11 protein-coding genes are annotated in these 10,981 nt (G+C 47.2%); 9 read left to right on the plus strand and 2 right to left on the minus strand.

Annotated features, from left to right (window positions below; genetic code table 11):
- The first annotated feature begins 260 nt into the window (after positions 1–260).
- Positions 261–980 carry a hypothetical protein gene (locus tag DFQ00_RS28085; RefSeq protein WP_110899696.1) on the plus strand — a complete coding sequence of 240 codons (720 nt, stop codon included), beginning with the start codon at positions 261–263 and terminating at the stop codon, positions 978–980.
- A gap of 24 nt (positions 981–1,004) precedes the next feature.
- On the opposite strand, the gene DFQ00_RS28090 is transcribed toward DFQ00_RS28085, so the two are convergent.
- Positions 1,005–1,778, minus strand: a complete 774-nt coding sequence (locus DFQ00_RS28090; protein ID WP_110899697.1) for a DUF817 domain-containing protein — start codon at positions 1,776–1,778, stop codon at positions 1,005–1,007.
- Between the two features lie 267 nt (positions 1,779–2,045).
- Here DFQ00_RS28090 and DFQ00_RS28095 point away from each other — a divergent pair, with 267 nt between their 5' ends.
- The 7 genes from DFQ00_RS28095 (at position 2,046) to DFQ00_RS28125 (ending at position 7,492) form a co-directional block, all read left to right on the plus strand.
- Entirely contained in the window at positions 2,046–2,390 is a 345-nt protein-coding gene (locus DFQ00_RS28095; protein ID WP_110899698.1) for a YojF family protein, read from the plus strand.
- Positions 2,391–2,417: 27 nt separating this feature from the next.
- Entirely contained in the window at positions 2,418–3,095 is a 678-nt protein-coding gene (bshB2, locus tag DFQ00_RS28100) for a bacillithiol biosynthesis deacetylase BshB2 (protein WP_110899699.1), read from the plus strand.
- Positions 3,096–3,250: 155 nt separating this feature from the next.
- Positions 3,251–4,723 (plus strand): NosD domain-containing protein, encoded by a 1,473-nt coding sequence (locus DFQ00_RS28105; protein ID WP_244214022.1) that lies wholly within the window; start codon positions 3,251–3,253, stop codon positions 4,721–4,723.
- The gene (locus DFQ00_RS28110) at positions 4,720–5,328 is read left to right on the plus strand and encodes a nitrous oxide reductase accessory protein NosL (RefSeq protein WP_110899700.1); all 609 of its coding nucleotides are present in this window, start codon (positions 4,720–4,722) and stop codon (positions 5,326–5,328) included. Before DFQ00_RS28105 ends, DFQ00_RS28110 begins: the two co-directional genes overlap by 4 nt.
- Positions 5,329–5,352: 24 nt before the next feature.
- Positions 5,353–6,174 (plus strand): ABC transporter permease, encoded by an 822-nt coding sequence (locus DFQ00_RS28115; RefSeq protein ID WP_110899706.1) that lies wholly within the window; start codon positions 5,353–5,355, stop codon positions 6,172–6,174.
- Positions 6,167–6,880 (plus strand): heme ABC exporter ATP-binding protein CcmA, encoded by a 714-nt coding sequence (ccmA, locus tag DFQ00_RS28120; RefSeq protein WP_110899701.1) that lies wholly within the window; start codon positions 6,167–6,169, stop codon positions 6,878–6,880. Before DFQ00_RS28115 ends, ccmA begins: the two co-directional genes overlap by 8 nt.
- A 63-nt stretch (positions 6,881–6,943) precedes the next feature.
- Positions 6,944–7,492, plus strand: a complete 549-nt coding sequence (locus DFQ00_RS28125; RefSeq protein WP_110899702.1) for a redoxin domain-containing protein — start codon at positions 6,944–6,946, stop codon at positions 7,490–7,492.
- Between the two features lie 113 nt (positions 7,493–7,605).
- Here the strand turns inward: DFQ00_RS28125 and metE are convergent, their stop codons facing one another.
- Positions 7,606–9,903 (minus strand): 5-methyltetrahydropteroyltriglutamate--homocysteine S-methyltransferase, encoded by a 2,298-nt coding sequence (gene metE, locus DFQ00_RS28130; RefSeq protein WP_110899703.1) that lies wholly within the window; start codon positions 9,901–9,903, stop codon positions 7,606–7,608.
- A 176-nt stretch (positions 9,904–10,079) separates the two neighbouring features.
- On the opposite strand from metE, the gene DFQ00_RS28135 reads away from it, so the two are divergent.
- Positions 10,080–10,748, plus strand: coding sequence for a hypothetical protein (locus DFQ00_RS28135; protein ID WP_110899704.1), 669 nt, complete (start codon positions 10,080–10,082; stop codon positions 10,746–10,748).
- Positions 10,749–10,981: the final 233 nt, after the last annotated feature.

The raw sequence follows: 10,981 nt of genomic DNA on the forward strand, positions 1-10,981 counted from the left end.
TTCGGTATAGGTCTGAAACGTTTGTCCTTTTTTCGCCATAAAAATATCCCCTCCAAGTGTCACTTGAACCCTCATGATAACATGAAGGTTTTTTTTAGTGTCTACTTTAAGGGGATAATACCACTAGTGGCGGTTTTTTTGTTGCGGAATGTTGGATCATCAATGAAAAACAATTTGATATTATGGTAATATTAGGAGATGCTTTATGTGAAAAAGTGAGCTGAGATGCTCGGTTTTGCTTGAAAAGGAGGGGCTGGAGCATGCGCTTGGGTAAAAGGAAGATACTCTACCTGACGGTCAAACTTGTAATTCTGTCTTTGCTAACAGTATATGCCTACTTGTATATAAAAGAAAGACCAGGCGGTCTGGCTGACCAAATGATGTCCAAAGCGGTTGGTATACAAGACAATGTTTGGTCGATTCCAATCGGCAGTACGCCAGAGGATGCAGTGAAGCGATTCAGGGGTACCTCCGTTAATGTCCGTGTGCTTCATCAGGAGCCTGTTGACGGTGGTATGATTTTGTTTATAGAAAGAACGAATAGCGGGGCATCCAGCAATCTGCAGCTGGAGTATGTGCGCAAAACTCTGTTTGGGTGGAAGTGGGTGTGGGGTGGCGGGTATGGTACCAGTGTGATCGACCCTTCTGAATATGCATTGCATTATATGAACATGCCAGAGCTGGAGGGCGTTGAGACGCCTTTTCCGATGGTCTTTGGCACGATTGAACATGCGGGAGTATCGCGCGTTACTGCTGAAAACCAGCTTCATAGTGATGACGCCAAGGGGGAAACGGAAGCGAAAATCGTCAAAATAGATATAGAAAAGCTTATCTGGCTTGCCATGCTTCCTGTATCAGAAAATGAAACATATACGATCAAAGTATACGATGAAGCAGGGAAACAGGTTGGTGCGAAGCAGGTGGAGATGACGAATGATAGCGGATCACTGACGTTAGGAAAACGGGTACCTTCCATGTGACTGTGATCCGCAGACTACTCTCCCTTAGGAATGCAGCTTCCTGTTCGCTTTCACATATTTAAGCTGTGCAACGATGATTACACTGATAATGACGAGCAGAAACCAGGAGCTGATCTTGCTGAAGCTGACCAGCTGCCAGCTTTCATGCTGATCGGGATACTTCCAGGCCCCTAGAAAAGTTGATATATTTTCTGCCAGCCAGATAAAAAATCCGACAATGATAAACGCAAGGGACAACGGCATTCGATAGGTAACGGATCGCACCCGGTAGATAATCCACGTTTTCCAGAAGACTACAAATACAAGTGCAGTAAGCCACCAGCGAAAGTCCGGGATATAGTGATGGGTGAAAAAATTAAGATAGATGGCAACGCCGAGAAGCGCTGAGGGAAGCATACCCGGCCAACCGGTCATATCCATCCGCAGTCTTCGCCAGATCTGACACATAAAGCTGGCCACGCTGGCATACATGAATCCACTATAGAGCGGAACGCCGAAAATTTTACTAAAGGCCGGTTCAGGATATGACCATGAGCCCATATGTACTTTGTAGATTTCCAGCAGGAGACCAATCAGGTGAAACACACAGATGACCTTGATCTCATCCCAGGTTTCCAGTCCACTGCGAAACATCAAGTATTGTACAGCAAGCAGAATGAGCAGAATTGCATCATAACGATGAATATAAGGAAAAGGAATTACACTGGACAAGGCCAGTGTTCCAAAAATGGCTACAGGAAAGATACAGCTCATGGCCTGATGATAGCCAAAATGTAATAACTGAATGAAAGATTTCAAGAGAGCAGCTCCTTTTAAAACAATGAATCGTCTATTGTGAGAATCTTCTCATCAAGTCTCCGATATTTTGTGTTGTGCATTACATCTAATATACTCGATCGGGTGAGGACTGAAAAATAGAAAAATATACAGAAGAATGTTCCTGTTTTACCGAGGACATCTAAGGTGTGGTTTACCATTTTATGCTCCCTGGCAGCTTTGAATGTATATTCTTGGCTTCATATGATAAAATGGAGTTCAAACTTTACATGAAACAGGGAGGCCGCCATGCAACTGATACAACCTCAAGACATCCAGCTTCGGATTAATCGCCTTGCCGATCAGGATGTGTACATGCATCTTGAAATGACAACGGGTGCGTATGCACAGCATTACGACAGCTCCCGGCATCCGGCATCGGCATTTATTACCAATGCGGCCATTCGATATACGCAGGGCTCCATTTCGGGTGAGGGACCCTATCGAGTTGGTCTCAAGACCACCGATGGCTGGATATATGCTGAAGGACTTACTCATATTGATGAGCAGGAAGAAGAAAGACTGATTCTCGCTGGACATGACAGCCAAGGCAAGCTCGTTGTTGCCCTGCAGCTGAGCCGCGAGAAGTTTTAATGAGAATTGAGAGCGGAGGAACAACATATGACAAAGACTGCACACGATGAGCATCAGCGCATCCTGGTGGTTTTTCCCCATCCTGACGATGAAGCCTTCTCGGTATCGGGGACGTTAGCCAAATACATTGATCGTGGAGCACAGGTGACATATGCTTGCCTGACTTTGGGAGAAATGGGACGTAACATGGGGATTCCACCGTTTGCAAACCGTGTGACGCTGCCTTCCATTCGTAAGAACGAGCTTATTGAAGCAGCGAGCGCTATTGGTATTCAGGATCTAAGAATGCTTGGTTTCCACGATAAAATGGTAGAGTTTGAGGACCCACAGCTGCTGGATGGCAGCATCATGGCTCTGCTTGAGGAACTCAAGCCCTCCTTGGTATTTACGTTTTATCCGGGATACAGCGTGCACCCTGATCATGATGCGACTGGGGCCGCAGTAGTCAGAACGATAAGCCGTCTTCCGGCAGATGAGCGTCCTGTCGTGCAATGCGTCGCCTTTTCAAACAATCATGAGCAGCATATCGGCAAGCCGGATGTAACCGTAGATGTAAGCCAGTTTTTGGAGCAAAAGCTGTCATCCATTCGTGCTCATCGTTCCCAGTTCCAGGCCGCAGAGCTGATGGGTAACCGCAAGCTGAATGATGAGGAGCTTCAGGCGCGTTTTGGACGCGAGCGGTTCTGGACCTATGCATTTGAATAATTCATTCGTTTTAAAGTCGCCAATGTGGTGGCTTTTTTTCGTTTCAATCACAATTTGGACACAAAACGAACGAGCCTATAGCCTGATGGGGCTATATGGAAAATGCAGCAACTTCGATACACTGTGTAAAGGACTGTGATAACGCTTAATTGTATATGAATCAGGAAAGAATGGAGGGAAGTGGCGATGCAATGGGGGAAAAAAGCAAAGGAATTGGGGGCATACACATCCTGAACATGAACGATTGTCGTAGTGCAAACCAACGATTGTGGCCTGGCTGGGGTGCTGCTTGCAAAGCTGGCTTCATGATGACGATTTCTTTGCTTCTCATGCTGGTGCTTCCGTTGCAAGCAGCCAGAGCAGCAGAGACAAACCGGGACCTGGTGCCGCTTCAGCCCATCATCGACAGTGTGAGCTCAGGTGCTGTGATTAAGTTACAAGCGGGCACCACCTATGCGGGTCCGATAGTCATTGATAAACCACTTACCCTGATTGGTGACGCGTCCGTGACGATTATTAATCATCAGGAGAAAGCTGCCATATCCATTCAGGCTGATGATGTGAAGCTTAGTGGTTTTACAGTGGAGCATCATGGAGGCCAGCCGGCTGCAGCTGTGCACATAACGGGAAGCAACAATGAAGTAAACGGGCTTACCATACGCACAAAAGGCGCCGGATTACTGCTGCGTGATGCTGATTCTGCGTTGCTGGGTCATAACACTATTGAATGGGCAGGGAAAAGCACAGCCTCCAGCACTCAAAAAGGGAATGGCATTGATCTCTTCAATTCGGATCATAGCCGGATTGAGGGGAATCAGATTCAAGGGGTGCTCGACGGAATTTATCTGGAGAACAGCCGGAAAGCTCTGGTACAGGATAATCGGTTACTTCGAACAAGATATGGCATTCATTGCATGTACATCAACGGTTCCTCTGTGATGAACAATACGGGGGAAGAGAACATGACTGGCGGTATGATCATGGGTGTGAAAAACACGCTTGTCTCAGGTAACATATTCCGTAAACAAAGCACAAATGTGCATTCTCAAGGGATTTTGCTCTATGACGTACATCAGTCCAAAATTACCAGCAATACGGTTGAGGGGAACCGTGTTGGCATGAATATTGCGGAATCATCGAGTAATGAGATAAGGGATAACGACATTACCCGCAATTTTGTAGGCATCCAGATGGTGCTGGCAGAGGGCAATACGTTTACGCAAAATCGCTTTATTTCTAACGTAATTGATGCATCTGCCATGGACAGTAAAAGCAACAAGATGAAGGGCAATTATTGGGACTCCTTTCAGGGACTTGATGTGAATCAGGACGGAATGAGCGATCTGCCTTATGCGATCAATCCGTTCTATGAACAACTGATCAGTCGAAATGCTGCATACCAGCTGTTCTTTCAATCACCAGGCATGGTTTTTCTGAGTGACTTGCACTCGGAAGGGAAGAGTAGCTGGACAACGGATGAAACACCGCAGATCCGAATCGGAGAACAGCAGGCAGGGGCAACTAAAACGGATAGGCAAAGCCGATCAGGTCTGGTAGGGCTTCTTGGTATGCTGCTGCTCGGTTTATCTGCAGGTACGATGATCTATATGGGGGTAGGGAGAAAATGAGTAAAAGATGGATGCTAACGATAGTATTGCTTCTGGGTACAGTGATGTTAACGGCTTGCGGACAGAAGTATGCGGCGGTGCCGATTAATGAGGATGTGGATATTTGTGTGATCTGTAATATGCAGGTGAAGGATGATGCATTTGCTACACAACTAACGACCAAGGATGGTAAAAATTATAAATTTGATGATATCGGCTGCATGAATGAATGGAAGAAACAAAACGGGACTGACAATATCGGCATGGACTATGTACGTGATTACAATGATAAAGAATGGATTGAATTCAGTAAAGCCACGTATGTCTATGATGCTTCCCTGAAGACACCGATGGCTTATGGTGTGCTGAACTTCAAGGACAAGGCCTCGGCTGAAGCGTTCGTAACAGAACAGGGTGTAGGCAAGATCATGACAGCGGATGAGCTGGCCTCCCACAATTGGACTCAAAACATGGATAACATGAATATGGACGGGCATGGACATGGTCATGATGGAGATGGAATGAACAAAGACACCGAACATGATATGGATCAAGGTGGGGATCATGATATGAGTGAAGGTGACCATCAAGAGGGTGGAGCGAAAGAGGAATCAGGTCACCACTGATGCTGACAAGGAATGGTGAATGCAATGTCTGACATGATACAGATCGCCAGGAGAGAGTTGAAAACAGGTTTTCGCAATCTCTGGGCGTATTCGTTTCTGGTACTCTTTTGTACATTCAGTTTAAGTTTGTTATTGCTTAATGCGCAAAATCCGGTGCAGGGGTACTCCAGCACGACAGGTTCCATGCTGAATTTGATTCTGTATCTTCTACCCCTGATGACATTGTTTCTGGGCTCCTTTTCGTTGACCTCTGAGAAGGAGGACGGCAGCTGGCAGCTGTTATCCACGTATCCTATAGGCACCTTGTCCTTCATAACAGGGAAATATATTGGTCTGGCTGCGGTACTCCTGACGATTGTTGCCTTTGGATATGGGTTGATGGGAGTGATTAGCTGGATGCTCGGCAATCCCATTGATCTGTTAACGTATGTGCTGTTTCTTGCCTTTTCATGCGGGCTTGTTCTGTTATTTCTGGGCGTTGCGCTCGTGATTGGATCGTTGTCACGTAATCGCTGGCAAGCATTGACGATTTCTGTGTCGATCTGGTTCTTCGCCGTTATAGGCTGGCCGACATTGCTACTTGCGATATTAGGCATGATGCCATACCTGTGGATCAAGCCAATTCTGGTGCTGTTGACCTTCCTCAACCCGGCTGAACTGGTGCGGCTGTATATTGTAATCAAGCTCGGCGGCGGCTCCATCCTGGGACCTGAATATTATCAATGGGTGACATGGGTACAGCAGCCAGGCGGAAGTGCAATATTTATCGGAATATGCCTGCTATGGGTGATCTGCTCTATTCTCATCGTGTATACGTTATGGGAAAGGGGGCGTTCTCATGCATAAACCCGAAGTCAGGGTGAAGGAGTTAGGCAAACAAATAAAAAATCAACTCCTCGTAGATGATATTTCTTTTGAGCTGGAAGCAGGCCATGTACTTGCAGTGTGCGGTGGAAACGGAGCAGGGAAGAGCACATTGCTGCGTATGTTAGCAGGCATTTTACGGCCAACCTCTGGAGAGATTAGGGTCAACAATTTACGCTGGGCACAGGATCGCAAACGGTATGCCGATCAAATCGGATACATGCCGGACGACTATCAATTCAGCCAGGGGCTCACAGCGGAGGAAACCTTATTATTCTGGGCATCTCTTCGCAAGCTTCCAAAGCAGCGAGTTCAGGAAGTATTGGAGATGGTGGGTCTGGACAAGCAGAAGCATAAACGCGTCACCACGTTCTCTAAAGGCATGCGGCAGCGAATATTATTTGCTCAGGCGATGCTTGCCAAGCCAGCTCTGCTGATTATGGACGAGCCTACGAACGGGCTTGATCCGTTCTGGATGCAGGAGTTTGTTCATCTGCTCAGTGAGATCAAACAAGTAGGGCATATGGTCGTATTTTCTACCCATCAGCTTGAAGTTGCCAACGACATTGCAGATCAGGTGCTGTTTATGAACCAGGGGCGAAATGTTGGAGAAGGTACAACGACGGCTATTCGAGAGCAGTATGGCTCGCTTCATGCTGCGTTCCATCAGAGCCTGGGCTTGAAGTGAAAGTCAAGATGAGTGTGATTGAAGGTGAGTACAATGCACGACAAACCGCAGGAGAATAAAGCAATGAGTGAGCCAAAGCCCGGACTAAATACAAGACGTATAATGACCCTGTTGATTGCACTGGTGGCGCTGGGTGCAGGCATATGGGCTATAGTGAACAATCTATCGAATGCCGAATTGAAAAGCAGTAACCCTATTCGGGCAGGAGCAGAAGCCCCCGATTTTACAGCGGTAAACTCCAAAGGTGAGCAGGTTCGGTTGTCCGATTACCGGGGCAAGACCGTAATGATTAACTTTTGGGCTTCCTGGTGTACCCCATGTGTTAGAGAAATGCCGTTGGTGCATGAGCTGGCGCAGCAGCATAGAAATGATGTGGAGACGCTGTTTGTCAATGTGGGGGAAAGCAAAGGTACGATTAGCGAATTTCTGAAAAGCCATCAGTTTGATTTTCCAGTCATCCTTGATGCGACGGGCAAAATATCAAGTCTGTATCGCATAACGGGTCTTCCAGCGACGCTGCTCATTGATCAAACGGGCCAGCTTCGGCATATTTTACTCGGTGAGCTGACGGAGGATATTCCTCTGCATGAGTGGCTGAAGGAGAGTATCTGAGGCTATGCAGCTTCTAAAATAAAACAAGAGCCGGGTCCTGTGTGATGCAGGATTCCGGCTTTTGGCATTTAGGTTAAGCGTATCGTTTAACAGTAATGTCTGGATATGCTATGTTAGTTTGAGACCGCAGCTGCGGTATGTTTGGCCCGTGCAATTCGGGTAGCGTCGACCATGTTCTGCAAGGAGGCTACGGTTTCTTGCTGTCCACGTGTTTTTAATCCGCAGTCTGGATTAATCCAGAACAGCTTTGGATCAAGCACACGCAAGGCGCGGTCAATCATGCTGCTCATTTCTTCGACACTAGGCACACGTGGGCTGTGAATGTCATATACGCCAAGTCCAATACCTAACTCATACGTGTTTTCTTCAAAGCTGTGAATTAGCTCGCCATGGCTGCGCGAGGTTTCAATGGAAATGACGTCCGCATCCATCGCTTCAATGGAATCAATCATATCGTGAAACTCACAGTAGCACATATGGGTGTGGATCTGGGTGGTTTCCTGTACGGTGCATGTGGTGATACGGAACGCTTTGACAGCCCAATCCAGATAATTGGCCTGTTGATCTTGCTTGAGCGGCAAGCCTTCACGAACAGCAGGCTCATCCACCTGAATCATGCCGATGCCTGCTTTTTCAAGTGCCTCCACCTCTTGTCTAAGGGCATACGCCAGTTGATATGCAATTGTCTCCCGCTCGATATCTTCGCGGACAAAGGACCAGTTCATGATCGTAATTGGGCCGGTCAGCATGCCTTTGACAGGTCTGTTGGTCTTCGACTGTGCATATTTCGTTTCTGCAACAGTCATCTCATTCGTAAATTCGACATCACCATAAATAATCGGTGGTTTCACACAGCGTGAACCGTAGGATTGCACCCAGCCATATTGGGTGAAGGCAAAGCCGGCCAGCTTCTCACCGAAAAATTCAACCATGTCGGTTCGCTCGAATTCACCATGAACCAGCACGTCGATGCCAATGTCTTCCTGGATATGAATCCAGCGATCAATCTGATCCCGAATAAAGGAAGCGTATTGTTCATTGCTGAGCTCGTTTTTGCGCCACTGCTGACGGGCTTTTCTGACCTCAGAGGATTGAGGGAAGCTGCCAATCGTTGTTGTAGGGAACAGAGGCAGCTGCCATTTATCCTGCTGGGCTACATATCGTTGGGCAAATGGATGTGAACGGTTAGGCTCTTGTACGCGAATGGTGGCCACAGCCTCCTGAACAGCTTTGCGATTGCGGTCTTCAGAGTGCTGCAACGCTTGCAGCTTCTGTTCTGCTTCATGGATTGTAGCGAAAACTACTGCGTCAGGCTTGCGTAGAGCCTGGGTCAGAATAACGATCTCATCCAGCTTCTCTTCCGCAAATGCGAGCGCATCTATCAGTTTGGCTGGCAGTTTCGTTTCCCGTGTTGCTGTTACAGGTACGTGCAGCAGGCTGCATGAAGACTGTACGATTAATCGCTGAGTCGTAACAAACGAAGTCAATGTTTGGAGCAAGGTCAGCTTGTCTTGAAGAGATGCCTTCCAGATGCCGCGTCCGTCAATGATACCTGCACCCAGCACCTTGTCGGCGGGAAAACCGAAGGTTTGGATGGATTGCAGGTTGCCTTCAAGCCCGTGTACAAAATCAAGTCCGATGCCTTGAACGGGCAAAGCGATGATGTCATTATAGTGTTCAACCGATTCAAAATAGGTTTGCAGCAAAATGTTCAAACCAGGCACAGCTTCTGCAAAGGTTCTATATATTTTGTTAAGGTGCTGTATGTCTTCAGCGTGAAGCTTGGTGACAAGAGCTGGCTCATCCACCTGCACCCACTGTACACCCGCGTCCGCAAGCTCCTGAAGCACCTGGGTATAGAGAGGAAGCAGTTTGTCCAGCCAACCGTCTGTTTCGGATTCCGTATATCCTTTGGAAAGCTTGAGGAACGTTAATGGTCCAACGATGACGGGTTTACCTTCAATACCTAACTTCTCTTTGGCTTCAAGGTATGCAGTCAGCGGCTTGTTCTCGGTCAGAGCAGGAGAAGCATCGTTAAGTTCAGGAACAATATAGTGATAGTTCGTATTGAACCATTTGGTCATCTCGCTGGCAGCGGCATCCTTCGTTCCTCGAGCGATGCCATAATAGACGGAGAGAGGTACAACTCCTCCGCTATAAGCGAAGCGTTTTGGCACAATACCAAACATCACGGCTGTATCCAGAATATGATCATAGTAACTGAAGTCGTTTACTGGAATCAGATCAATGCCTTTGGCCTGCTGCTGGCGTAGATGATTAAGCCGAATTTCCTGCAGTCTTGAATGAAGCTCATCTTCTTGCAATTGACCTGACCAGAACGCTTCAAGTGCTTTTTTCCATTCACGGTCGGCTCCGATACGCGGATACCCCAGTACGCTGCTTTTTGTCATTTGTTATAACCCCTCTGCAATGTGTTAACAGTAAGGTATCATAGAAGCATGGCTATTAAGTAATTCCATTAAATTATATCTAGCTATAGCTTTGGGCTATATCCGGGAGAATGTGGACAGGATGATGTTCCGATGGTTAACTAGCTTTATGGCATGATAGAAGGGAGGCGACATTCATGAATCTGTTTTATATCCAGTCATCTATAGGTGGAATCAGTAAAGTCAAAAGTTATCTGGAAGATCATTATGTTGGCATTCCGTGGTCCGGGCTTGGTGATCTGGAGCAGGTGCCAACGGAGAGCGCTGTTGAACAACTGCAACGGCATTATCATCTTGCTGACGGAGAATTGAGCGAGGCTGTGGAAACGGTACATACCTTTGTGCATTTGATTGAAGATGGGGATTATATCGTGATGAAGGATGAGGAATGGATGTTCATTGGAGATGCTGGAGACTATTATTATGATGATTCCATTGGCACAAATGACGACTTGATCTGCCATCGAAGGGGAGTAACCTGGCTTGGGCGAGTATCCCTTGCGGAGATCAATAAACCTATGCGGACGTTGCTGAACGAGCCAAAATATATCGCTCAATTTATGTTGCCCGTAACGCAGGCTCAGTTGGATCAAGCTCTTAGAGGTACGGACGGAGCAGCAGATACCGTATTAACCGAAACTACGGAGCATACAGCAAACGGCACGTTAACAGAAAATATGTCAGTGCGAGTTGAGCAAGCAACCATCGAGGCAGCGCTGGAGGTTCTTAAAAGTGCATTGCAGAGCGAGAACGAACAGCTCCGGGTTCAAGCGGCAACCGCGATTCTGCAATACGCCAAATCCTAGATACCAGGCTATAAACGATGCCTCTTAGGGCTGTTTGAGGTAAATAAGCATAAAAGGGGCTGTCTCAAAAGCCCTTAAAAACAAACATCGGTGAAGAGAATGAACACCGAGACGTCAAACGAGACCAAGCCGTGGTTCATCCTGCTTGGTCTCGTTTACGTTTTTCTGCCATTGTTGCTTTTTTGAGCAGATTGTGGGCAAGACAAAGCCACCCGACCTCCAGGCTTACTTTT

This window comes from Paenibacillus barcinonensis (assembly GCF_003217495.1).
Taxonomy (GTDB): Bacteria; Bacillota; Bacilli; order Paenibacillales; family Paenibacillaceae; genus Paenibacillus; species Paenibacillus barcinonensis.

Coding starts and splice junctions, on each gene's coding strand:
- DFQ00_RS28095 (WP_110899698.1), top strand. CDS start 2,046: ATGCAACTGATACAACCTCAAGACATCCAGCTTCGGATTAATCGCCTT.
- metE (WP_110899703.1), bottom strand. CDS start 9,903: ATGACAAAAAGCAGCGTACTGGGGTATCCGCGTATCGGAGCCGACCGT.
- ccmA (WP_110899701.1), top strand. CDS start 6,167: ATGCATAAACCCGAAGTCAGGGTGAAGGAGTTAGGCAAACAAATAAAA.
- DFQ00_RS28115 (WP_110899706.1), top strand. CDS start 5,353: ATGTCTGACATGATACAGATCGCCAGGAGAGAGTTGAAAACAGGTTTT.
- DFQ00_RS28105 (WP_244214022.1), top strand. CDS start 3,251: ATGAATCAGGAAAGAATGGAGGGAAGTGGCGATGCAATGGGGGAAAAA.
- DFQ00_RS28085 (WP_110899696.1), top strand. CDS start 261: ATGCGCTTGGGTAAAAGGAAGATACTCTACCTGACGGTCAAACTTGTA.
- DFQ00_RS28125 (WP_110899702.1), top strand. CDS start 6,944: ATGAGTGAGCCAAAGCCCGGACTAAATACAAGACGTATAATGACCCTG.
- DFQ00_RS28110 (WP_110899700.1), top strand. CDS start 4,720: ATGAGTAAAAGATGGATGCTAACGATAGTATTGCTTCTGGGTACAGTG.
- bshB2 (WP_110899699.1), top strand. CDS start 2,418: ATGACAAAGACTGCACACGATGAGCATCAGCGCATCCTGGTGGTTTTT.
- DFQ00_RS28135 (WP_110899704.1), top strand. CDS start 10,080: ATGAATCTGTTTTATATCCAGTCATCTATAGGTGGAATCAGTAAAGTC.